Raw genomic sequence first — 23,574 nt, 5'->3', positions numbered from 1 at the left:
AGTAATTTTTTTGATAGAGTGAAGGTGCTTATGCGATCCTTGTGGGCTGCAATAAAATATATGTTTTCAGTTAATTTTCTGAAGAACTTGGTAGTGGCTGCCTACTGGGCTAAGGGAGGTTACACCAAGACAAATGTCAGAGGACATGCGATCCTAGTCACGGTAGATCATTGGCGAGTACTTAAACGCGCAAAGACATATGCGGTTAAAGAGCCGGATACTTTGGATTGGCTCGATGGTTTTGAACCAGGGTCGTGTTATTTTGATATCGGTGCCAATATCGGTCAGTATTCACTTTATCCTGCCAAGAAATATGGCCGTGAAGTCGAGATATATGCGTTTGAACCACAGAGCAATAATTACTACGTCCTTAACAAAAATATTTTCTACAACAATCTTAAAGATCACATCAGTGCTTATTGTATTGCGGTATCAGGCAAGAGCGAATTTTCTAAGCTATATGTGCCCAAATTTATTCCAGGCGGAAATCGCTCCCAATTCGGAGAAGAATCGCTCGATACCATGAAAACACCTACTTCTCACATACAAGGCATGTTTGGTGTGACATTGGATGATTTATGCAGTAAATGGGGTTTTCCTTACCCTAATTACATGAAGATCGATGTGGATGGAATTGAAATTGCTATTCTTAAAGCAGCTGAACAAGTTTTGCGGCATCCCAATCTTAAATCCGTTATTGTCGAGCTAGGGACACCTGCTGAGCAACAGGAAGCGGTTGCCATTATGCAACGGGCAGGGCTTGAATTGAAGCAAAAATCAAGCCGGAACTGGGGAGAGACATGTTTCGTATTTGAGAAAAATAAAGCTTCTTGAATTTTCTCTTAAAAATTCCAATTAATTTAATTCGCATTGATGAAAGCTCTTTTTTTTCTACGTCATTATAACGATATCGATCACATTACCCCGGTTATTGCGAAATGGATTGAACGCGGCCATGTTTGCGATATCGTCATGATCGGTAAGAAACGGTTCGATGGCGATTATCGCATTGAGTTTCTGAAAAAACTGGCAGGAGTAAGCATTGTTCATCTTCAAGATTTATTGTCATTTCTGGAGTTTACAAAATGGCGTTTGCAAACGTTATTGCTGGTTAGAAGCTCGTATCGTTCTTTTTTTGCGCCACTGGTCAAGGTACTTGCCCGAATTTATAACGCCAAGCGGCGTGAAGCAATTTGGTTGCTTACTACGCAGCGTTTACTGGAAAGAAGCTTTCCAGAATCTGGAAAGGGCGTAGTTGCCTTTGATTGGATCGAGAGAAATTCAGAAATCTGTGTCGAGTGGGTCGAGATTCTGGTTAGTGTAGCGCGTAAGCAAGGCCTCGGCACGGTATCGCTACCGCATGGTGATAGTCCTCATGCGAGTCAGTTGATACGACGGGGCGAATGGCAGTTAAAACCGGATACATCTTTTTCTGCTGCTGGGATGTTCGATAAAGTGGTAGTACCCAATGAATTGTGCGCCACGCGTTTTCGCCCTTTTATGGATGATCGGAAACTCATCGTCTTGGGCTCACCACGTTACTGCGAGGAGTGGCTAACTAAACTGGCGACCCTTATTCCTGCTTCACCACTGGTGCGTTCCGATAACCGACTCAATGTGGTGATTTTTCTGAGAAAAGCCAATTTCACGACATTTTGGGAAGAGGTGGGTGAGGTCATTCAGATGATTGCAGCATTCCCTGGTGTGGAATTGGCGGTCAAACCCCATACCCGTGGCGGTTGGAAACAATCTCTGACTAAGGATGCCGCCTTGCAGCGTCTAACGAATGTCACCATGATAGAAGAAGACATTCATTCCGTGCACTTGTTGCAGTGGGCTGATGTCATCATCGATCTGGCTACCTCAGTGGCGTATGAAGCCATTAGAGCGGGTAAACCGGTATTGGCTGCCGATTATTTACATGCCGGTCGTTCTGCTGCAGCGGTATATATGCCAGAAACTGAGCTGCGCTGCCGGGATGATGTCTATGAAAACATTGATAAGTTGCTTACAAAGGGATGTCAGTCTCATTATATTGAATCGCATCGGCAACGTTTCATAAAGGAAATGCTGGATGTTCCCGGTAAGGAGGTATTGCCTCATTATGTTGCATTGCTAGAATCGCTGGTTGAAACCAGATAATGTCTTTGCGCTTAATTGATCAAACCCATGTCATATTTTTTAATTTCTTTGAGAAAGCAAATTATCAAAGCGCTAAATTTTTACTCTCTGAATAAGATTAATGAATTGATGACTGATATTGCAAATGCGTGAGAATCGAATCGGTCTGTTTTATCTGGGAGAGAGCATTTTTGTGAATGGTTGGCGTGACTTGTTTGCAAGATGTGTGCTTGCCTTTTTTTGTATTGCCCTCTGGCAAAAGTGGTCGCTTTTTTATGCGTTTTTCCTTTTGACGCTTGCCTGGATAACTGATGGAGGTTTGCAGAAGTTCGGTAAGCTGATAAAAGAGCCTTTAGTGCTAGCTATCCTGATATTCTGCGGTGTCTTAGCTCTTGGGTTACTTTGGGGCGACTATACTGATACTGGTCAAAATAAATGGAAAAAATATTTCATTTTTCTGACATTTATTCCTTTTCTTTCCATGTTGAATAAAGAGCGGTTGCCTTGGGTGATGACTGCATCTTTAATCGGCTATTTGAGCGTGTTAGTAGCAGGAATTTATCATTGGTTGGTTTTAGGGGAGCAAGGGGTGCCCTTTTTTGAGATCTCATACCTTGCTTTCTCAGCGATGCTGGGTATTGGAATTATACTGATGGCTTTCATAGGAAGTACCTGTCAGACAAAGGGGAGAGCATTATTATGTTGGTCAATGGCATTATTTTTGCTTTTTATCCAATTTAATCAGAATGCAAGAGTGCTGTTGCTGGCTACGGTAGTAGCTCTATTGCTTTTAATCTTTCTGCGCTACCGAGCTGAGCGCAGGGCATTTCTGGGTATTTTTGCTGCAATGATGACCGCGATTCTCTTGTTTGCGATGAGCAGCAGTGTTTTCCAGGAAAGGTTAGAGTTAGTGGCAAGCGATCTGAATTCGGTCTTGCAGGGTAACTATACGACTAGCCTGGGTTATCGTCTCGCAATATGGGATGTCGGTTTGCATGGAATCGCAGATCACCCTTTGTTGGGGCATGGGACGGGTATGCCGGAAATATATTTTGAAAAGACCATACCAACCTATAAAGATGGAATATATAAGAATTTACCTGAATTTCAAAGAACATCGCATTACCATAATGACTGGATTGAGATTGGTATGCAGGTGGGAGCGCTTGGTATTTTAGCGTTAGTTTTTCTCCTGTGGAGTTGGTTCCAGACATTAAAGAATCACCGACTAAGTATGCTAGGAGTCGTATTAATGTGTTATGTATTTTTAGCAGGATTGACAGATACATTTTTGCTTTACAACCGAACCCCGATCATACTGCTAGTTGTCACAGCAATAATGATACGCTGGCAACCAATAACCGGAACATGCAATCACTTAAAAGTGTAGAAACGCCTTGGAAATCTAATTTTTAGTTTAAATTTAGATGTTAATGCTTAAGAAAGGATAGATGATGGCAAAGATACAATCTCCAACAGTTGAAAATCCAAATGTTTTGCTGCCAGTCAATCCAGCGATTGAGAAATATATGCGTGGCTTGGTAAAACAAACTGATCATCCAGTCCTGCTTGAAATGGAAGATTTGGCGAAACAGAAAAATTTTCCAATTGTTGATCGTTTGGTAGGCACTTGTTTGGAAGTGCTAGCAAAAATGATTAACGCTAAACGAATATTTGAATTTGGCAGCGGTTATGGTTATTCTGCTTTCTGGTTTGCTAGAGCAGTGGGTACCGAAGGGAAAGTGGTGTGCACTGATAATAATGCTGCGAATAAGATAAAGGCAAAGCAATATTTATCTGCAGCCGGTTTATGGGATAGGATAGATTTCAAGGTTGGCTATGCTCAGGAAGTATTTCTGCAAACTGACGGTATGTTCGATATCTGCTACAACGATGCTGATAAAGGTGAGTATCCTAATGTGTGGCAAATGGCAAGGGGCCGTATCCGCCCAGGCGGCCTATACATTGCAGATAACGTGCTTTGGCATGGGCGAGTTGCAGTAGAAAATTTTACTGACATTGTTTCAGGGTGGACAGAAGCAATCCTTACACATAATCAGCTGATTTTCGATGACCCTGAGTTTGATGCTTTTATCAATCCAACGCGTGATGGTGTTATTGTGGCGCGGCGAAAAATGGCATAATAAAAGAGTGAGGAAAAGATCAAAATAAAGTAATTTGAGATCATTCCATGTTAATTAACCAACTCATTTAATTTATTCAGAAAGGAATATTTATGGAAATTCATGTTTACGATACTTATGTAAAAGCGAAAGATGGGCATATCATGCATTTTGATGTATTTACTACTGTAAGAGATGAAAAGAAAGCGATCGAATATGCTAAACAATGGTTAGCTTCGATCGGGGAAGGAGATGCAGTTGTTACTAGCAAGGAATGCAGATTCTGTCATAGCCAGGGCGCACCTGCTGATGTTATTGAGACGATCAACAAAGAGGGCTATTTCATATACAAGATGGAAGGCTGTAATTAACATTGGCAGTATGACGGGATAACCGATAACTTAGGGTTTTATATAATGAGACTGACTTTTGTAAAGCAACTTACTTTTCTGACTACACTCATAATGAGTGGATGGGTATATGCAGCTGATCCAAAAGTGATTGGTGAATTCAATGATTGGACTGCTTATGTCTATATGGAAGGTAGTAACAAAGTATGTTATATGGTTAGTAAGCCTAAAAAGGAGGAGGGAAGCTATACCAAGCGGGGTGATGTTTTCGCCCTGATTACCCACCGGCCTGCCGAGAAAAGTAAAAATGTCTTTAGTTTCGTTGCTGGCTATCCATTCAAACAAGGTAGCGAGGTAACGGTAAGTGTGGGCAGTCAGAGTTTCAAGCTTTTTACTCAAAATGAAACGGCTTGGACAGCTGATGAAGCGACTGATAATAAAATAACTAACGCAATTCGCAGTGGCAGCTCATTGGTTGTGAAGGGGGTATCTGCGCGGGATACAGCAACGACTGATACTTTTGGATTAAAAGGGTCATCTTCTGCGTATGCTGCTATTTCCAAAGAATGTGGTATCAAATAAATATTATTCTAAGCAATAAAATCCAGATATGCTTCTCCTCCGCGTTACCGTTTGTTAAAACGGAGAAGTAAAATGAATGACAAAATAACTATTTATCAGAAGCCAACTTGCAGTAAATGCAGGGCTGCGTTAACTCTGCTGAACGAGAGTGGGAAAGAGTTTGATAGCATCAATTACTATGAAAGGCCTATGACAGTAGAATTGTTGCGCGAGCTTCTTCATAAGTTGAACATGTCAGTACGCGATATTTTGCGTACTGACGAAGCTATGGCGTGTGGTATTGAGTCTGGAACTGATGAAGAATTGTTACAGATGATGGTGGCTAACCCCGATCTGATTCAGCGCCCTATTGTAGTGCGAGGAGATAAAGCGATATTGGGTCGGCCACCAGAGAATGTGAAAAAATTATTAGAGTAATAGAAAAAGTGTCTGTTTGACAAAGAAAAGGGCGGTCAAAGCTTACTTAATTTGCCGCCTTTACAGATAGATATTCGATATTGCTATGTGAAATAAGGCTTATTCATTTGTAGCGATGCTTGCGCTGCGGGCAGGAAGTTTCTCCCGAATGCGCGCTGATTTACCAGAACGGCTTCTCAAATAGTAAAGTTTTGCACGACGCACATCGCCTCGACGTTTGACTTCGATCGTCGAAATCATTGGTGAATATGTCTGAAAAGTACGCTCAACACCCTCACCACTGGATATTTTGCGTACAATGAAAGACGAATTAAGACCGCGATTGCGTTTGGCGATGATGACACCTTCATATGCTTGAATACGTTTGCGATCGCCCTCTACTACATTTACGTTGACTACCACTGTATCACCAGGAGAGAAATTCGGGATAATTTTGCCAAGACGCTCTATTTCTTCTCGCTCTAATTGTTCAATCAAATTCATTTTTTTCTCCTACCATTTTATGGAATTAGTTTATTCTAAAATTTTCAGTTCGTTTGAATTCTTCCAATAATTCTTCTTCTTCCTTGGAAATACCCTGCTTGTATTTGAGTTCTAATAAATCTGGTCGTTTTAGCCATGTTTTGCCAAGAGATTGCTGCAATCGCCAGCGATTTATTTTTGCATGATCTCCTGAGAGTAAAATAGGGGGTACGGCGTCCCCTCGATATATTTCTGGTCGTGTATATTGAGGAAACTCAAGTAAATTATTGGTAAATGAATCTTCCTTAGCTGAATCAGCACTCCCTAATGCGCCCGGAATCTGTCGCACTATGCTATCGATTAGAACCATTGCCGCTAGTTCGCCGCCTGAAATAACGTAGTTTCCGATAGAGATTTCCTCATCTACCTGACGCATGATTATCCGTTCATCAATTCCTTCGTAACGGCCACAGAGTAATACTAATCCCTCTAATTTGGTTAATTGTAAAATTTTCTCATGATCAAGAAGTTTGCCCTGAGGAGAAAGATAAATTACTTTTGTTTCGTTAATGCCTTGTGATCGCTGTCTTGTTCTAGCCTGAGTGATCGCTTCATCCAGAGGCTGAGCCAGCATTATCATACCAGGTCCGCCGCCATATGGACTGTCATCTACCGTACGATAGTTATCTTTCGCAAAATCGCGCGGATTCCAAGTATGCAATTGAAAAATCCCATTTTTGTTTGCTCTGCTCGTTACGCCATATTTTGTAATAGCATCAAGCATTTCTGGAAATAGTGTGATGACATCGATCTCAAATGACAAGATCCTTGCCTCCTGTCAGTAATCTAGTCCCCAATCAATTGTTATTTTGCGAGCTGTTAAATCCACCTCGACAATAACCTGATCAATAAACGGTATTAATCTTTCCTTCTGGTCTCCTCTCACGGATCGAACCTGTAATACATCATTGGCTCCTGTTCTTAATAAGCCGATTACATATCCAAATTCTTCATTCTGCAAATTAAACACGCTTGTGCCTATTAGATCTGACCAATAGTAACCTTCTGTGCCATTCTCAGGCAGGTGAGGCAATTGGTCGCGCGGCACTGCGATCTGCATGCCTTTTAAATGTGATGCCTGAGTTCGATCATGATATCCTTGGAATGCAACAATCAATTTATTGTCATGAATATTGTATGATACAACCTTCATTGCTGACCATGCATCATCGCCCTTGCCTAGCCACCATACAGAGTAATCAAGTAGACTTTCGATATTTTCACTATAGGAGGCTATCTTAACCCACCCGAGAATACCAAAAGGTCCTATGATATGACCCATTGGTACCATGCATTCAGTTAGGTATTGCTTGGTATTAACTTTCTTGTGCAACTTTTTGTTGCGCACTAAACTGTTTTACCAGTCTTGTTACCGTATTGGATAATTGCGCTCCATTGGATTGCCAGTGAGTCAGCCGATCCATGTGGATACGTAGCGCTTCTTCACCCTCGACTGCCCGTGGATTATAAAAACCGACACGTTCAATGAATCTGCCGTCACGCCTGCAACGGGAATCTGCAACTACCATGTTGAAAAAAGGCCTTTTTTTAGCGCCGCCGCGCGCCAGTCGAATAATTACCATATCTTAATCGTGTGTTTGCAAATAGAAAACTTAAAACATGTAATTTTATGGTAATTTTCTGTGACTTAGCAAGCTATAAAAATAAAAAAACTTATTTGATTAATATAGTCTGATAGTTGTGTTTTTTATTAATACTTTTTGTAGAAGAAAAGTTATAACAAAATTATTTAGAGGAAGTGGAAGTGCAAAGTAAAGAAGATGAATCTCTAATTAATCCTTCCCGAGCTCGCTTATTGGCAGAAGCGAATCGATGTGTTTCATGCGGGCTTTGTTTGCCGCATTGCCCAACCTATCGTTTGACGTTATCGGAAGCGGATTCTCCGCGGGGACGTATCGCGATGATACATGGGGTTGCAAGTCGGCGTATTCCGATGAATGAACGTTTTGCCGTCCATATTGATCGCTGTTTGGCTTGCCGGGCGTGTGAGGCAGTTTGCCCTAATCATGTAGCCTATGGCCGTTTGATTGATGAGACGCGCGCCATGATGGCAATACCAACATCGGACTCATCAAGGGGGAAGGTGGTAATAAAAAAAAATCGTTTCAGAAGCTTGTTAGAAAGCATATTTATTGACAAATCGAGTCGTTTTGACCTTGTACGTCCACTCATATATCTTTTTCAGAAAATTGGCTTGCAACAAGGGTTGCTACGGTCGGATTTGGTAAGAAGGACCAAGCTGGGATTGTTGCTGTCAAAATTACCGTGGATTCGCTTTCCTCTTCATGCATGGCAAGAAGTTTATCCAGCCATTGGCGTGCAACGCGGAGAAGTCGCCCTGTTTCTGGGTTGCGTGGCACGATTGGTTGATGTCGAAACAAACCTTTCAGCGATTTTGGTGCTTAACCAGCTAGGTTATACAGTGCATGTACCCAACGCGCAAACCTGTTGTGGGGCGTTATACCAACATAGTGGTCGGATAGCTGAGGCGACTGATCTGATTCAGCGAAACAAGAATGCATTTGCTGGTTTGAATATAAAAGCGATTATCAGTACAGCTTCAGGTTGTGGAGCGCATTTAACAGAGTTTTGCTCTCAATATCAGACAGAGAATTTTTCTGTTCCGATAGTAGATATCAATAAATTTTTAACTGAGCTGGATTGGAATGAAGTCAAAATAACAGCTTTGTCAGAAAGAGTCGCTGTGCATGATCCGTGTAGTATGCGTAATGTGGTGCGTACCTCAGATTGCCCTTATCAGTTGCTTGCGCACATCCCTGGTATTGAGCTGATAGAGCTTGCCGGCAATAATCTCTGTTGTGGTGCTGCTGGCACCTACTTCCTTGATCAGCCAGAAATCGCAGAATCATTGCTGAACGATAAAATGGTCGCGCTGGATAAAACAGGTGCAAGCTATCTGGTGACATCCAATGTCGGTTGTTTATTACATTTCGCTAGTGGTTTAAGGGCGCAAGGGAAAAAAATAGAGGTATTGCACCCGGTAACATTGCTAGCCCGGCAAATAGGTATACAATGATAAGATAAATAGTTTGCTGATAACTACTGGAATTGATGCCATGCTGAATATAGATAAGCTTATTATCGGTTTTGATAATGCATTACGCACCCTAATGGTGCCGGCTCAAACATTGCGCGCTATACCAGGGAAGAGTCTGCCAGAAAATGAATTAACTGATGGTGAAAAAAAGAAGTCATGTGCATTAATGCGTGTTAATCATGTCGGAGAAATATGTGCTCAGGCCCTTTATCAAGGACAAGCGCTTACTGCGCAAAATCAAGAAGTGCAAAACGCATTGACACAAGCCGCGCGTGAAGAAACTGAACATTTGGCTTGGACAGAGCGTCGTATTGCTGAGTTAGGCGGCCGTAAAAGCTTGCTTAACCCAGTCTGGTATGGGGGATCTTTTGCCATCGGTTTAGTGGCGGGTATGCTTGGTGATAAATGGAATCTCGGTTTTCTCGCGGAAACAGAACATCAAGTGGAGGCCCATCTCGCAGAGCATTTGCAGCGATTACCTTATCAAGATGTGAAAAGTCGCGCTATCGTTGCGCAAATGAGAGTTGATGAAGCTTGCCATGCAACAATGGCAATATCGCATGGCGGTATCGAGTTACCATTACCAGTGAAATTGGCCATGAAAATGAGTTCAAAAATCATGACACATACGGCGTATTGGGTTTGATGAGAAACATAGGAGGAATAGGAATTTTTATGTTTCAAATTGACCATAGCGCATGATTTGCGATTTTGCATTAGTAATAAAGAGGTCTTTATTATGAAAAACATCAACTTGACAGATCATTTTCTGATTGCTATGCCTAATATGGTCGACCCCTTTTTTGCCAAAACGCTTACCTATGTCTGTGAGCATAATGAGCACGGCGCAGTTGGACTGGTTATTAATCGTCCTACAGAACTTACTTTGGAGAAATTATTCGAGCAACTTGGCATCCCTTCTGCTGATTCGTTACCTGAAGGGCGCTTAGTATTGTTTGGCGGACCAGTGCAGATCGATAGTGGATTCGTGTTACACCAGCCTGTGGGAGAATGGAAATCTACGCTGGCAATTAACCAGGCCATAGGCTTGACATCCTCTGTTGATATTTTAGAAGCTATTGCAAATTGCCAGGGGCCAGAACAAATGTTGGTTGCGCTGGGTTATGCAGGATGGGCGCCAGGACAAATTGAACAAGAATTGGCGCAGAATGCCTGGCTGACAGTTCCGGCATCTTCTCGCATTATTTTTGAAATGTCCTTTGAGGAAAGGTTACCTGCTGCGGCGCAATTGCTGGGGGTCAACTTCTCTAATTTATCAAATGAAGTTGGGCATGCATAGGCAGGACTGCTGCATTCAAGCCACTTTAGCGCCTGATAGTTCAGCACATAGCCATGAAGACACATCGGAAATTGTGAAACGACAACAAAGTGGCACAGTGTTGGCTTTTGATTTTGGAAAGAAACGTATTGGAGTGGCTGTGGGTGAGCAGGTGTTGCGGTTAGCTCATCCTCTTACCACTATTCACTGTGAAATAACGAAACAACGTTTTGAAGCTATTGCCAAGTTGATTGAAATATGGCATCCGGTCTTACTGGTGGTAGGATTGCCGACTCATGCTGATGGGTCGGAACATGAGCTTACCCGATTGAGTCAGCGGTTTGCGCGGCGCCTGGAGGGGCGTTTCGGCATCAAATCGATTTTGGTAGATGAACGCTATACGACCATTACTGCCAGATCTTCTTTAGGGGAAGCAGGTATTAAAGGAAAAAAGCAAAAAACGATGCTGGACCAGATTGCAGCGCAGCATATCTTACAATCTTTTTTTGACTGTGACTATGCAACTACCTGATGCTGAGCAGCTACTCGCTGCTTTGACCGAACGGTTACGTCCCGACGTTGGCGAAACCGATGTAATGATAGGTATCCATACGGGGGGGGTATGGGTGGCAAAACGATTGCACCAAGCGCTGGGAATCAGTTCACCGCTTGGCGTTCTAGATATTTCTTTTTATCGGGACGATTACAGCAAGATAGGCTTACACCCCCAAGTCAAACCGTCCGATCTTCCCTTTGAAGTTGAAGGAAGTCGCATCATCTTAGTCGATGATGTGCTATATACAGGAAGGACAATTCGGGCTGCTGTGAATGAGATATTTGATTATGGGCGACCGGCATGCATTCATTTGGCGACATTGATAGACCGGGGAGGCAGAGAGCTTCCTATTGCAGCGCAATATGTGGGGGCTATATTGCCTTTGCCCGCAGACAAAATGCTGGAGTTAAAACAGGAAAGTGATGGCAAATTGAGTCTCGGTGTGCGCGATATCTGTTTGCCTGAGAAATGAACAGAAATCCCCAGCTAAACAAACATGGCGAATTACAGCATCTGCTTACTACTGAGGGATTGCCTGTTTCTATTTTGTTGCATATTTTGGATACAGCGGAATCTTTTGCTGGTGTTACTGAGCGCGAAGTCAAAAAAATTCCGCTCCTGCGTGGAAAATCAGTCTTCAATCTTTTTTTTGAGTCCAGCACGCGTACACGGACAACTTTCGAGATTGCTGCCAAGCGATTATCAGCGGATGTAATCAATCTCAATATTGCAGCTTCTGCGCAATCCAAGGGTGAGACGTTGTTGGATACGGTCAATAATCTTTCAGCCATGCATGCGGATATGTTTGTAGTCCGGCATTTGCAAAGTGGTGCGGCGCATATGATAGCGAGTCATGTTCGTCCGGAGATTCATGTCATCAATGCCGGAGATGGGCGTCATGCTCATCCTACGCAAGCATTGCTAGATATGTTTACTATCCGCCGTTATAAAAAGGATTTTCATAATCTTCGGGTGGCGATTGTTGGCGACATCTTGCATTCAAGGGTGGCGCGCTCGCAAATTCATGCGCTGACCACCTTAGGTGTGCCCGAAGTTCGCGTCATTGCACCCAAGACGCTATTACCGAGCAAGGTTGAACGCTTGGGTGTACGTGTTTATCACGATATGGTTCAAGGATTGAAAGATATTGACGTGTTGATCATGCTGCGCCTGCAAAATGAACGCATGCTGGGAGCAAGCCTACCGAGCGCTGAAGAATATTTTAAATATTATGGGCTTACTCAGGAGAAATTATCGCTAGCCAAGCAAGATGCAATCGTCATGCATCCTGGGCCCATGAATCGTGGAGTCGAGATCGATTCTGCGGTAGCAGATGGGAAACAGTCAGTTATTTTATCGCAAGTGACTTTTGGCATCGCGGTACGAATGGCGGTTATGTCAATTCTTGCTGGAAACTGATGTATTTCCCGAGTTGATATCGTAATTTTAGGCAATTCCCGCATAACCGATCGCTGTTATTTATGAAAATTCATATCAAAAATGGACGCCTGATTGACCCAAAAAATGGTATCGATGCTGCCGCCGATCTTTACATTGCCACAGGCAAAATTGTTGCAGTAGACATTATTCCTGCAGGCTTTCAGGATTGCCGGGTGATCGATGCGACCGGATTAATTGTGTGCCCTGGTTTGGTCGATTTGTCTGCACGATTACGTGAGCCAGGACTTGAATACAAAGCTACTTTAGAATCAGAATTGGAAGCTGCCGCCGCTGGAGGTATCACCAGTCTTGCCTGTCCGCCCGATACCGATCCGCCGTTAGATGAGCCCGGGCTGGTTGAAATGTTGAAACATCGCACCAAGAATTTGGATAAGGTTCATGTCTATCCAGTGGGAGCACTCACCCAAAAACTTAAAGGTGAGCGCTTGACGGAAATGGCTGAATTACATGATGCTGGCTGCGTTGCTTTTAGTCATGCCGATGCGTCTCTGGCTAATCTGCATGTGTTGATGCAGGCGATGCAATATGCATCAACTTTTGGTTTTAGTGTTTGGTTACGTCCTCAAGAAGCCAGCCTCACTAACAATGGTGTAGCGCATGATGGTGAAATTGCGGCCCGGCTCGGTTTACCACCCATTCCGGTTTGTGCAGAAACGATAGCTTTGTCAAATATCATTTATCTGGCACGAGAGACTGGCGTGAAAGTTCATCTGTGCCGAATTTCTAGTGCAGAAGGGGTAGCCATGGTGCGAACAGCTAAGCAGCAGGGATTGCCTGTTACCTGTGATGTTGCTATCAATCATGTCCATCTTTCAGAGATGGATATCGGCTTTTTCGATACCAATTGCCATCTTGTTCCTCCCTTACGGAGCTTGCGTGATCGAGATGCGCTCTGTACTGGACTGATCGATGGCACGATTGATGCCATTTGCTCGGACCATGCGCCGGTGGATGAAGATGCCAAATTGCTGCCCTTTGGACAGGCCGAGGCAGGGAGCACGGGTCTGGAATTGTTGCTGTCACTCGCGTTTAAATGGGCAGAGACGATAAATATTCCGCTGATTGAAGCATTAAGCAAAGTTACGCTAGCGCCTGCCCGGATACTGAACATTGATGGGGGACACCTCACTCCCGGTGCACCAGCTGATATATGTATTTTCGATCCAGAAGAATATTGGAAAGTGACTGCTCTGACGATTAAGAGTCAGGGCAAGAACACGCCATTTTTGGGGAGGGAGTTACCTGGACGGGTAAAATTTACGCTAATTGATGGCAATATTGTATATGAAAGTTAATTTATGAAGATATGTAGTAATTGGCAAGCGAGATAAAATGCAACATATAACACTAATCAAAATAGTGAGAAGTGATCATAGCTCATTGCTGCGCTTTTCCACTTAATCCTTGTATATTTTTTACAAAATAAAAAGTCCTGCAAAATTTATGATTTGATTGCATCTAAAAAATAATTATCTTAAACAAATATCATCATGAACCCATTACTCGATTTTTCTGGATTACCGCGTTTTACCGATATTAGACCAGAGCACATTATGCCTGCCGTAGAAGAATTACTGCATGATTGCCGTGATATAGTTGCCAGGGCGCGTGCTGCGATAACTTTGCCTAGCTGGCAAGATTTTGTGCAACCCGTGGTTGATGCGAATGAGCGATTGTCACGTGCATGGGGGCAGGTATCGCATTTAAATGCCGTGATGAATAGCGCTGGACTGCGTGATGCTTATAACACCAATTTGCCGCGCATCACGCAGTATTACGCCGAATTGTCACAAGATCAGGTATTGTTCAATAAATTCAAGCAATTGCGAGAAAGCAAGGAATTTAATAGTCTCGCTCCCGCTCGCAAAAAAATTATTGAAAACCAGTTACGCGATTTCCGCCTAGGCGGAGCTGAGCTAGCGCCAGAAAACAAAACACGTTTTATGCATATTCAGGAAGAATTATCAGCGCTTTCGGCAAAATTTAACGATAACTTGCTCGATGCAACCAATGATTTTTTTCTATTCATAGAGCATGAAAGTGAACTTTCGGGTATTCCAGATGATGCGCTGCATGCTGCCAGAGAGGCTGCCGTTAAAGATCCGAGTATTTCTGCACCAGGCTGGAAATTTACTTTACATGCACCTTCCTACTTACCCGTTATGCAATATGCCGATAACCGGACATTGCGTGAGAATATGTACCGTGCTTACGCGACTCGGGCGAGTGAAATTGATAGCCTCGCTCATGGCGCATCGAGCTGGGACAATATGCTGCTGATTAACCAGATCCTTCAACTGCGGCAAGAGGAAGCTAAAATGCTGGGGTTTGATTGCTATGCAGAGGTTTCTCTGACGCCTAAAATGGCCGACTCTCCTAAGCAAGTGTTGAATTTCCTGAATGAACTTGCAGCGAAAGCTCGACCCTATGCTGAGCGTGATCTGGCTGAGCTGAAGCAATTTGCTGCGACCAAACTCGGATTGGAGAAGCTGGAGTCGTGGGATCTGGCTTATGCCAGTGAAAAACTGCGTATGGAACGCTATGCTTTTTCTGATCAGGAAGTTAAACAATATTTTCCTGAGAGCAAGGTTTTGCCGGGCATGTTCAAACTGGTGGAGGCGCTCTATGGTATTAGCATTACGCAGGTTGAGCCATCACCTGAGATTCAATGCTGGCATCCGGATGTAAAATTTTTCGCGATCCGTGATAGCAAGGGTGATGTTATCGGCCAGTTTTATATCGACCTCTATGCACGCCCAAGTAAGCGTGGAGGAGCGTGGATGGATGATGCCATTACCCGACGCCGTATTGAATATCCAGAGACAAGGAAATCAGCTATCCAAACACCTGTCGCCTATCTGACCTGCAACTTTTCCGCACCGATGACAGTTAATAGTCAGTTACGTCCTGCATTATTTACACATGATGAAGTGATCGTGTTATTCCATGAATTTGGTCATGGCTTGCATCATTTGTTGACTCAGGTTGAAGATCTTGGAGTTTCGGGGATCAATGGTGTGGAATGGGACGCGGTCGAGCTGCCTAGTCAATTCATGGAGAATTTCTGCTGGGAATGGGAGGTGTTGCGCCATATGACAATCCATATCGATAGCGGTACACCGCTTCCGCGTGAATTATTCGACAAAATGTTGGCTGCCAAGAACTTTCAGAGTGGTTTGCAAACATTGCGCCAAATTGAATTTGCCCTATTCGATATGCATTTGCACTATGATTTTGATCCTCATGGTGAAAAAACGGTGCTGCAATTACTTGATGAAATCCGCAGCCAGGTTGCCGTGGTTATTCCTCCTGCCTTTAATCGTTTTCCGAACAGCTTTTCGCATATTTTTGCAGGTGGCTATGCGGCCGGCTATTACAGTTATAAATGGGCAGAAGTTTTATCTGCCGATGCTTACAGCTTGTTCGAGGAAAGTGGTGCTGATCAGGTGGTAAATGCCAAAGTTGGCGAACGTTTCAGGAATGAAATTTTGGCAGTGGGTGGAAGCCGGGCGGCGTTAGAATCTTTTATTGCTTTCCGTGGCCGGGAGCCCAAAATAGATGCATTGCTGCGCCACAGCGGTATGGCGACCTGAAGCTCGGGCTATACCGGAATTTTTATAAATGGGATACAGTTATATGATAAATAACTGTTTTATTGTTATTTAATTCTTCTTTGATAAAGAAGCACGATAGGATTGATTGTTAATAACCATATCATTTGCTGGCATGAGCAAATTAATCATACAAAGGGGAAGATCGGTTGCTGAGGAAGTTGTCGCAATTGCATAATTATGGCAAGATGCCCTGTTGACTAATAAAAAACAAATGTGAAAATGAGCTTGTATCGCTATAAATTTCTGGCTTTGGTGTTATTGTGGTATATGCTGATCGGGTGTGCTTCAGTCGAGAACAATAAACGGGATCCGCTGGAGTCAATGAACCGGGCAGTATTTGCATTTAATGAAAAGTTTGAAGAATTTATATTTGACCCAGTAGCCAGGGGCTATCGAGCAGTTACTCCAGATCCTCTTGAAATGGTCATTGGGAATGTTTTCTCAAATTTTAGCGATGTGGTGATTACAGCCAATGCGCTATTGCAATTGAAGTTTGATACTGCGGCAGCAAGCGCAGCTCGCGTGCTGATCAATACAACTTTTGGTTTATTTGGAATCGTAGATCTTGCAAGCGACATTAGTGCCGTTAGTGATATCAATATCAACAAGCGTAATGAGGATTTTGGCCAGACGCTAGGCCGTTATGGTGTCGGGCCAGGTCCTTATCTCGTATTACCTTTCTTGGGTCCCAGTTCAATACGGGATGCTGTCGGGATTGCAGTGGATAGCTCTATTTTTCATCCTATCTGGTCGATATACCCTGATTTTGATTTTCTGACCGTTCGTTTTCCAACTTCGATGGGATGGGCTGTCGATACGCGCGCCCAGATGCTAGATACTGATAAGACTTTGGAAGAAGCAGCATTGGATAAATATGAATTTGTACGAGATGCCTATCTACAGCGACGGAGGAGTCTTGTCTACGATGGTAATCCGCCTTCAGAGGAAGAAGAAGACGTTGAGACCAACGGAAATGGTGAAAATGGGAATGATGAGAGTGAGAATCATGAAGATGATTCAATCATTCCCAATAAAGAGGAATGAATTGGCACAATATGGATAAAAAACAAGAGCGCGAGATTAAGTAATATTTGTGCAATCACGTTTGGATTGCTTACGGTAGGACGCTGCTGTAAGCATGCATCCTACCCCTTTCGCAGCTTTAACGTGCGACTTCCCGTAATGCCGCAATCCGTTCTTCCAATGGAGGGTGAGACATAAAAAGGCGGCCAATTTGACTTTTCCGGCCCGATATACCGAATGCTGCCATTTTGTCCGGTAAATGAGAAGGCTCATACTGTTGTTGCAGACGCTCCAGTGCAGCAATCATTTTATGGTGTCCAACCAGTTTTGCGCTACCTGAATCTGCCCGGAATTCACGCTGTCTGCTAAACCACATTACAATGATGCTTGCAAGAATGCCCAACATGATTTCTGCAATAATACTTGTAATCATATAGGCGGGTCCGTGTTCTTCTTCCGTTCTAAAGATAACGCGATCGACTGCATGGCCAATAATTCGAGACAAGAAAATTACAAAAGTATTGACCACTCCTTGAATTAGAGTAAGCGTCACCATATCACCATTGGCTACGTGACTTACTTCGTGTGCAAGGACGGCTTCGATTTCGTCTTGTTGCATTTTTTGCAGCAATCCTGTACTGACTGCTACCAATGCATTATTCCGATTCATTCCAGTAGCAAAAGCATTGACGTCGGGTGAATCGTAGATGGCTACTTCTGGCATGCCGATACCGGAAGCCTTGGCTTGCCGACGTACAGTTTCAACTAACCAGCCTTCCGTTGCATTGGAAGGTATATCAATGACGATAGCTCCTGTCATGTGTTTTGCGCTCCATTTAGACATGGCAAGCGAAATGAGCGAGCCGCCAAAACCAATGACTGCTGCAAATACAAGTAAGGAATTATAATTTAGTCCACCAGTTTCAGCATCCAGTAGACGATCAACGCCCAATATCCGCAGTGTAATACTTAGCACCAATAAAACGGCTAGGTTAGTTGCAATGAATAAAAGAATACGTTTCATAAATAGCTACCTGTCAGGTTTTGTTAACGAATATTTGAATGCCATATAAGGCAATGGTTCAATTGCTGCCTGTGTAGATTAAACGAAAAATGTATTTTATCAAGCAGGGAAAAAGAATGGGAGAGAGTAACAAAATCAAGCTTCTATTGAGGTACAATTAAAAAGAGAGTTGTTAGCATCCAATAAAATAAGGGCGTGATAAAAATGAGGGAATTTTCGTATAAAGTGTGTACTTCTGCTTATGACGGATCAAAAGATGCTTCAGAGCATGATATTTATCCAGATACGGTTTGGAAAGACATTTCCGCGAATTGGGTCTGCTTTGAGCATGTGATCGTCAAAGTTGATTCTGAAATGGTAAAAATCGTATGAGTCAGCGGTCAATCGTGATCATTGGTAGTGGTCTGGCAGGTTATGCTGTAGCAAGGGAGTTACGCAAACTGAATGGAGGAATTCCAATCACGATGTTATCAGCTGATCATGGAGGGTTTTATTCCAAGCCAATGTTATCCAATGTGCTGGCAACAGGTAAAACTCCTGCATCGCTTCTGAATTCAGACGCAGCGCAGATGTCCAGTCAACTTAACATAACGATACGACCGTATACCCGCGTCAATATCATTGATCAATCCAGTAGAACTGTGCTGCTTGAAAATGGGGAGGATTTATCATATAGCCAGCTTGTACTGGCGGTAGGGGCTGATCCAATCCGCTTGTCCTTAGCTGGAGATGCGGTGGATGAGATTTTATCTGTGAACGATCTCAATGATTATCATCATTTCCATAAAGCGCTGGTAGGTATAAAAGAAATCGCTATTTTTGGCGCAGGACTGATCGGTTGTGAATTTGCCAACGATCTCGCAGTAGCAGGTTATCAGGTGCATGTAATTGATGTCAGCGCACAACCTTTAGGCAGATTACTTCCTGAGGAGGGAGGTAAGTATCTACAAGATAGGCTGGCAGCGATAGGGATTAGATTTCATTTGAATACCAAGACACAACGCGTTGAACGAATCGGAAGCCGGTATCGTTTAATCTTCGATGAAGATCGAATGATCGAAGCAGATCTTGTCTTGTCAGCAGTAGGTTTGCGTCCACGTATCAAACTGGCTGAAGCGGCAGGCATTCATGTTAATCGGGGTGTGGTAACGAATCGATATTTGCAGACCGGGAATGCCAATATCTTTGCGCTAGGTGATTGTGCAGAGGTTGAGGGTAAAGTATTGCCATTCGTGCTGCCTATTACTCATGCAGCGCGCGCGCTGGCAGCAACAGTGATCGGAGCGCCCACAGCTGTTCGCTATCCTCCAATGCCCGTATTGGTTAAAACACCAGCCTGTCCTGCTGTGGTCTCTCCACCAGATCCTGTCGTGCTAGGTGAGTGGCAGGTTGATGCCAATCAAGAAGGAGTAAAGGCCTTATTTCAGGATCAAGCTGGCAATCTTCATGGCTTTGCACTGTTGGGTGCAGCAACAAAGGAAAAAAACGCAATAACTCCTCTGCTACCGCCTGTACTCGCATGAGATCAAGCATTATTGCGTGTAGCTTGCGTGAGATTGGGTAGAAGCAGCTATAAGCTGCTACCCTCTTTGGGGGGGGCATCACATCAATCTCCTGGCTTTGTGAAAGTATTTTGCTTACAACTAATTTAAAGATGGCATTGACACCCCCATCCATATAAGTGCAAGAACTACAAGTGCTATTCCTATACCGATAGTACCTACTACCATACCTACCATAATAGTTAATCCATCTCTATTAAGTAAACCCAGTGACATGATGAGAATGCCACAACCTGGAAGGAAATTTATCAAAGGAATGGGCATGGCAATGGCAATTGTGAATATAAAAGTAAAAATACCGATAATTCGTTCCCAGGCGTGAACGCTAATGTAAGTAAGTCTTGGATGCAGATAACTTTCAATCTTACGTAGCCATGGTGTTGCTTTTGTAATCAACTTTTCCAGATTTTTCTTGTTTATCTTTTTTTTGCCTATCCATTCAGGTAGCCAGGGTGATTTCATTCCCCATATCATTTGTACTGAAAAAATAAAAAGTGGAAGAGAAAAAAAAGTGGTATAACCAGGCGGAACAGGGATAGGAAGGCAAATAGGTAAAGCGGCAATAGCAAGAAAAATACCAAATCCTCTTTCTTGGAGAGAATTTTTAATTTCGCCGACACTCATCGTGTCGTTAGTGTTGTGCAACACTACTGATTGGAGCAATTCAGATGTATTGCGTTCTTTGTTCTCCATTAGCATTTCCTTATGACAAGATCAGAGCAGATTTACTTAGATAAGCGATAATTGCAAAATATTTTAGTGTGTTTTGTAGGGTAAATAGGCTTGAGCAGATACGCATTGCCAGATTAGTTTATAACTTGCCTTATATTAAGGATTAATGGATATGCAAAGAAACCGTTCCTGACAACAGTTCGAATAGCTTGAAATATTTCAAACTATTTTCGCCAACGGGGTTGTAAGCAAGCCAACTAATTCTTGCAAAGAAGAGCCAGATCAGCCTTATTTTCTGCCATTAAGTTATTTTCTGATCCGGACAGTTTGATTCTTATCCACAATTTCCGTGGATAATGTTGTGGGTAACTGCGATATGTTGAGGAGGGATAATAGTTATTTGGCCTGCTGCAAAAAGAGACTACAGTGGCTGTTCAACTGTACAAATCTTGTGCACTCCTTATGTGTCAGCTTGCCATTTATGCTCCGATGCTGGATTAAGTTAATTCGACAAATCGTCATGAAATCTTACTGTCTTCGAGATTTGAAGATATTTCTATTTCTAACGTGTGAAATTTGTTGCTCTGCTTTATTTAATTGCTTCAAGACTAACGCGGGCTCGGCCTTTGTTTATAAAACCGAGCTTTGCTGCCGCACGTTTAGTAACATCGATGATATTGCTGTGATGAGGAGCCATGCGATCATTTATTTTAACGACTATGCTGTAATTGTTTTCGAGATTAGTGACTTTCACGAGCGTCCCGTAACGGAATTCATTATGTGCTGCAGTAAGATCACTTTGGTCAAAAATTTCACCATTGGCTGTTTTTCTACCTTGAAACTTGTCACTATAATGGACAGCATAACCTGTTTTAGCTAACGTGATATCTGAGTCAAGGAACAAATAAATAATTACGCCAGCCAGTAAGATTGAAGCAAAGCGTTTTGTCATATTTGATGTCCTTCCATTACTGACTGACCAAACTATTCATGTTCGTATAAAACTTCTTGCGGCACCCTTCTTCCTTACCCTCCAAATCAATCCATCCCACAGTTCTGAGGCATTCGTTATATTCGAACCGGATGTCATTTTGCTTCTGTATCAAATCAATTGAATCTGAGAGTTGTTTGATGTATGCAACAACTTTGTCCAGATTGATATTCTCGACAGTATTTTCCAGATGATCGATACTTTCTTTGGTCTCATCAAGCTTTTGTAATGGTTCTTCATTCACATATCTAATTTGATTGGAAAATTCTTGTTTTGCTTCGCTAGTGTAATTTCTTAGCTCAGCAGTGCTTTTGTGAATAAGGTTGGCTAGTATTTCTTCATATGTTTTCATTTCATTCTGAACAAAAGTATTGATTTCTTGCTGGAATATTTGTAGTGAATGATCAATTGCTTCACTGAAGGATCTCATTCTATTTTCAATGAGATAATTTATGTCTTTATTCATCCGTTTCAGAATATCATCAGAGATTTTGTCAACAGGCTCTCTTGTGTGGATGATTTCTCTTTTTGCTTCGTTAAGACTCGATTTGATTTCGTCAGAAAAGAGTTTTTGTTTATCTTCGTGAAAGTGCGCTGATTGCTTCTCGTTTTCGGCAATCAGCCATGAGATGAGTATCAGTTCTTTTTTTTCTTTCGGGCCGAGATGGCTAATCATCTCTTCTAGCATGTTAGAGGCTACTTCCTTGTCGGTTAAATTTTCAATGTGAGTAAGATCTGAGGTATTCAGCAGTGTTTTCAGGCTGGTTTGCATTTCATCAATGTTTACCTGAGCCTTGGATAAGGTGGTGGTTTGACGGAATAATTCGTAGGGTAAGTAAAATAAGGTAAGTAAAAGGCAAGTAATATAGGTTACGATTTTCCAGTTTTTTTGTAGGAAGAAGCTGGAGCCAAACAGAACGGAAATCAAAATAACTGAAGGTGCCAGAATTGATACGATTTCAAACCAGCTTCTGTCAGTGATCATATTTATGGAAAAACCATTTATCAGTTCGGCTATAAACTCATTTAATTCATTCATTGACCGCTCCTCCATAAAAAAACAGGAAAATTAATAATGAGAAATACTTATCTGTAATTTATTATTCGATGATGTTTGCCAATAACTTGTCATTGTCAATAAGTTTGAGTGTTCAGATTATCAATTTTAGTCTGACGATTATCAGAAGATAATACTTTGGAATCTTCGTTCGATCATATTTACAGCTTGTTTCATTTCTCGGTTTGATTCAGCCATGTTTCCAGTCCCATGGCGTTTAGTTTGATATCGATGCGTAACAACTCATGAATCGCTGCGGGTGACCAGGTGCAACCATGTATTGCAAGTCGCTGGCACAATAATTCTGTCAAGGCCTGTACTATAAACGCGTGCTTGTCAGAGGTTTTTGTTGCTTGCTTGGCTATGTCGACGAATGCATCAAGCAGGTCATGCATGTTTGCTGCATGATGAGATAAATGACCGATACGACTATAGTGAGTAAGAAAAGCATATTGGGGTTGATAACTCATGATTCGATGCAAAGAAGCATGGGCAGCATCTGGGTCAAATTGTACTGGTGTCGTCGTTGGAAAAGCGAATTCCAATCCATCTACATCAAGCTCACGGTAGGAAACGCCAAAAGTATCTCCAGTGAAAAATGACTGACTCCGCTCATCGAAAATGCAATAGTGATGTCGGGCATGGCCAGGAGTATCAAGCAACAGCAGTGTTCTACCATTCAGATCAATAGATGTTTGATCGGGAGCTTCGATAACGCGGTTTTCGTCAATAGGAGAAATTTCTCCATAAAGGCGTTTGAATTCTGCTTCCCCATAAACTGCCATCACACCAGCAATCAGTTTGACAGGGTTAATCATATATTTTGCACCACGTGGATGCACAACCAGCTTGGCATTGGGCAGCAGTCGCATGAACTCGCTTGCACCACCAGCGTGATCCAGATGGATGTGGGTGAGAAATATATAAGCCACTTTCTCAGGAGCAAGTTGTTTGTTCTGTAATACCTGCATCACGCCTGCTACAGAAAATTGAGTGCCTGTATCAACCAAGGCAGCAACGCCGTTTTCGACAATCAAGTGAATAGCCGCGCGACCTGGGCGATGGTATTGAGCGTCGATGGCGCTGATTCCGGAATCGTAATCGATAGTATTAGGCAGATTCATATATTGTTGCAATAGAG

Annotated in this window: 27 protein-coding genes; 18 read left to right on the top strand and 9 right to left on the bottom strand. The window is 42.8% G+C overall.

The window, feature by feature from the left end:
- Positions 1 to 60: 60 nt before the first annotated feature.
- The 7 genes from J5I83_RS00655 to J5I83_RS00625 all read left to right on the top strand — a co-directional run bounded on the left by J5I83_RS00655 (position 61) and on the right by J5I83_RS00625 (position 5,593).
- On the top strand, positions 61 to 834 hold the full coding sequence (locus J5I83_RS00655) for an FkbM family methyltransferase (protein WP_304052465.1): 774 nt from the start codon (positions 61 to 63) through the stop codon (positions 832 to 834).
- A 39-nt stretch (positions 835 to 873) separates the two neighbouring features.
- Positions 874 to 2,142: a hypothetical protein gene (locus J5I83_RS00650; protein ID WP_304052464.1), complete on the top strand. Its 1,269-nt coding sequence runs from the start codon at positions 874 to 876 to the stop codon at positions 2,140 to 2,142.
- A gap of 124 nt (positions 2,143 to 2,266) precedes the next feature.
- Positions 2,267 to 3,511 (top strand): O-antigen ligase, encoded by a 1,245-nt coding sequence (locus tag J5I83_RS00645; RefSeq protein ID WP_304052462.1) that lies wholly within the window; start codon positions 2,267 to 2,269, stop codon positions 3,509 to 3,511.
- 64 nt (positions 3,512 to 3,575) lie between these two features.
- Positions 3,576 to 4,265 (top strand): O-methyltransferase, encoded by a 690-nt coding sequence (locus tag J5I83_RS00640; protein ID WP_304052460.1) that lies wholly within the window; start codon positions 3,576 to 3,578, stop codon positions 4,263 to 4,265.
- A 92-nt stretch (positions 4,266 to 4,357) separates the two neighbouring features.
- Entirely contained in the window at positions 4,358 to 4,615 is a 258-nt protein-coding gene (locus J5I83_RS00635) for a DUF2024 family protein (RefSeq protein WP_304052458.1), read from the top strand.
- A gap of 45 nt (positions 4,616 to 4,660) precedes the next feature.
- The gene (locus J5I83_RS00630) at positions 4,661 to 5,176 is read left to right on the top strand and encodes an invasion associated locus B family protein (protein ID WP_304052457.1); all 516 of its coding nucleotides are present in this window, start codon (positions 4,661 to 4,663) and stop codon (positions 5,174 to 5,176) included.
- Positions 5,177 to 5,248: 72 nt separating this feature from the next.
- Entirely contained in the window at positions 5,249 to 5,593 is a 345-nt protein-coding gene (locus J5I83_RS00625) for an arsenate reductase family protein (protein ID WP_304052456.1), read from the top strand.
- A gap of 99 nt (positions 5,594 to 5,692) precedes the next feature.
- On the opposite strand, the gene rplS is transcribed toward J5I83_RS00625, so the two are convergent.
- The 4 genes from rplS to rpsP are packed head-to-tail and all read right to left on the bottom strand — an operon-like array spanning position 5,693 to position 7,698.
- Positions 5,693 to 6,076, bottom strand: coding sequence for a 50S ribosomal protein L19 (rplS, locus tag J5I83_RS00620; RefSeq protein WP_304052454.1), 384 nt, complete (start codon positions 6,074 to 6,076; stop codon positions 5,693 to 5,695).
- 25 nt (positions 6,077 to 6,101) lie between these two features.
- Positions 6,102 to 6,878 carry a tRNA (guanosine(37)-N1)-methyltransferase TrmD gene (gene trmD, locus J5I83_RS00615; protein WP_304052453.1) on the bottom strand — a complete coding sequence of 259 codons (777 nt, stop codon included), beginning with the start codon at positions 6,876 to 6,878 and terminating at the stop codon, positions 6,102 to 6,104.
- A gap of 15 nt (positions 6,879 to 6,893) precedes the next feature.
- Positions 6,894 to 7,397 (bottom strand): ribosome maturation factor RimM, encoded by a 504-nt coding sequence (gene rimM, locus J5I83_RS00610; RefSeq protein WP_369683373.1) that lies wholly within the window; start codon positions 7,395 to 7,397, stop codon positions 6,894 to 6,896.
- Between the two features lie 34 nt (positions 7,398 to 7,431).
- Positions 7,432 to 7,698, bottom strand: coding sequence for a 30S ribosomal protein S16 (gene rpsP / locus J5I83_RS00605; RefSeq protein ID WP_304052450.1), 267 nt, complete (start codon positions 7,696 to 7,698; stop codon positions 7,432 to 7,434).
- A 182-nt stretch (positions 7,699 to 7,880) separates the two neighbouring features.
- Here rpsP and J5I83_RS00600 point away from each other — a divergent pair, with 182 nt between their 5' ends.
- The 9 genes from J5I83_RS00600 to J5I83_RS00560 all read left to right on the top strand — a co-directional run bounded on the left by J5I83_RS00600 (position 7,881) and on the right by J5I83_RS00560 (position 17,148).
- Entirely contained in the window at positions 7,881 to 9,173 is a 1,293-nt protein-coding gene (locus tag J5I83_RS00600; RefSeq protein ID WP_304052448.1) for a (Fe-S)-binding protein, read from the top strand.
- 40 nt (positions 9,174 to 9,213) lie between these two features.
- Positions 9,214 to 9,840: a 2-polyprenyl-3-methyl-6-methoxy-1,4-benzoquinone monooxygenase gene (gene coq7, locus J5I83_RS00595; RefSeq protein WP_304052446.1), complete on the top strand. Its 627-nt coding sequence runs from the start codon at positions 9,214 to 9,216 to the stop codon at positions 9,838 to 9,840.
- Positions 9,841 to 9,933: 93 nt separating this feature from the next.
- Entirely contained in the window at positions 9,934 to 10,494 is a 561-nt protein-coding gene (locus J5I83_RS00590; protein WP_304052444.1) for a YqgE/AlgH family protein, read from the top strand.
- A gap of 73 nt (positions 10,495 to 10,567) precedes the next feature.
- Positions 10,568 to 11,005, top strand: coding sequence for a Holliday junction resolvase RuvX (gene ruvX, locus J5I83_RS00585; protein WP_304052442.1), 438 nt, complete (start codon positions 10,568 to 10,570; stop codon positions 11,003 to 11,005).
- Positions 10,992 to 11,501 carry a bifunctional pyr operon transcriptional regulator/uracil phosphoribosyltransferase PyrR gene (gene pyrR / locus J5I83_RS00580; protein ID WP_304052440.1) on the top strand — a complete coding sequence of 170 codons (510 nt, stop codon included), beginning with the start codon at positions 10,992 to 10,994 and terminating at the stop codon, positions 11,499 to 11,501. The genes ruvX and pyrR overlap by 14 nt, the downstream gene beginning before the upstream one ends.
- The gene (locus tag J5I83_RS00575; RefSeq protein WP_304052439.1) at positions 11,498 to 12,448 is read left to right on the top strand and encodes an aspartate carbamoyltransferase catalytic subunit; all 951 of its coding nucleotides are present in this window, start codon (positions 11,498 to 11,500) and stop codon (positions 12,446 to 12,448) included. The genes pyrR and J5I83_RS00575 overlap by 4 nt, the downstream gene beginning before the upstream one ends.
- A gap of 62 nt (positions 12,449 to 12,510) precedes the next feature.
- Positions 12,511 to 13,785, top strand: coding sequence for a dihydroorotase (locus J5I83_RS00570; RefSeq protein WP_304052437.1), 1,275 nt, complete (start codon positions 12,511 to 12,513; stop codon positions 13,783 to 13,785).
- A gap of 195 nt (positions 13,786 to 13,980) precedes the next feature.
- Positions 13,981 to 16,083, top strand: coding sequence for a M3 family metallopeptidase (locus J5I83_RS00565; protein ID WP_304052435.1), 2,103 nt, complete (start codon positions 13,981 to 13,983; stop codon positions 16,081 to 16,083).
- 240 nt (positions 16,084 to 16,323) lie between these two features.
- Positions 16,324 to 17,148, top strand: a complete 825-nt coding sequence (locus J5I83_RS00560) for a VacJ family lipoprotein (RefSeq protein ID WP_304052510.1) — start codon at positions 16,324 to 16,326, stop codon at positions 17,146 to 17,148.
- 118 nt (positions 17,149 to 17,266) lie between these two features.
- Here the strand turns inward: J5I83_RS00560 and htpX are convergent, their stop codons facing one another.
- The gene (gene htpX, locus J5I83_RS00555; protein WP_304052433.1) at positions 17,267 to 18,151 is read right to left on the bottom strand and encodes a protease HtpX; all 885 of its coding nucleotides are present in this window, start codon (positions 18,149 to 18,151) and stop codon (positions 17,267 to 17,269) included.
- A 204-nt stretch (positions 18,152 to 18,355) separates the two neighbouring features.
- Between htpX and J5I83_RS14450 the strand changes: the two genes are divergently transcribed.
- Complete coding sequence (locus tag J5I83_RS14450) at positions 18,356 to 18,523, top strand: rubredoxin (protein ID WP_369683372.1); 168 nt, start codon at positions 18,356 to 18,358, stop codon at positions 18,521 to 18,523.
- Positions 18,520 to 19,674, top strand: a complete 1,155-nt coding sequence (locus J5I83_RS00550) for an NAD(P)/FAD-dependent oxidoreductase (RefSeq protein WP_304052431.1) — start codon at positions 18,520 to 18,522, stop codon at positions 19,672 to 19,674. Before J5I83_RS14450 ends, J5I83_RS00550 begins: the two co-directional genes overlap by 4 nt.
- Positions 19,675 to 19,794: 120 nt before the next feature.
- Here the strand turns inward: J5I83_RS00550 and J5I83_RS00545 are convergent, their stop codons facing one another.
- The 4 genes from J5I83_RS00545 to J5I83_RS00530 all read right to left on the bottom strand — a co-directional run bounded on the left by J5I83_RS00545 (position 19,795) and on the right by J5I83_RS00530 (position 23,557).
- Positions 19,795 to 20,406, bottom strand: a complete 612-nt coding sequence (locus tag J5I83_RS00545) for an exopolysaccharide biosynthesis protein (protein WP_304052429.1) — start codon at positions 20,404 to 20,406, stop codon at positions 19,795 to 19,797.
- Positions 20,407 to 20,974: 568 nt separating this feature from the next.
- On the bottom strand, positions 20,975 to 21,337 hold the full coding sequence (locus J5I83_RS00540; protein WP_304052428.1) for a septal ring lytic transglycosylase RlpA family protein: 363 nt from the start codon (positions 21,335 to 21,337) through the stop codon (positions 20,975 to 20,977).
- Between the two features lie 16 nt (positions 21,338 to 21,353).
- Complete coding sequence (locus tag J5I83_RS00535; protein WP_304052427.1) at positions 21,354 to 22,415, bottom strand: hypothetical protein; 1,062 nt, start codon at positions 22,413 to 22,415, stop codon at positions 21,354 to 21,356.
- Positions 22,416 to 22,606: 191 nt separating this feature from the next.
- A complete protein-coding gene (locus tag J5I83_RS00530; RefSeq protein ID WP_304052425.1) occupies positions 22,607 to 23,557 on the bottom strand; it encodes an MBL fold metallo-hydrolase in 951 nt (316 codons plus the stop codon).
- Between the last annotated feature and the right edge of the window lie 17 nt (positions 23,558 to 23,574).

This window comes from Nitrosomonas communis (genome assembly GCF_024102715.1).
Lineage (GTDB): Bacteria > Pseudomonadota > Gammaproteobacteria > Burkholderiales > Nitrosomonadaceae > Nitrosomonas > Nitrosomonas communis_B.
This window is presented reverse-complemented; position numbering and strand designations above follow the sequence as displayed.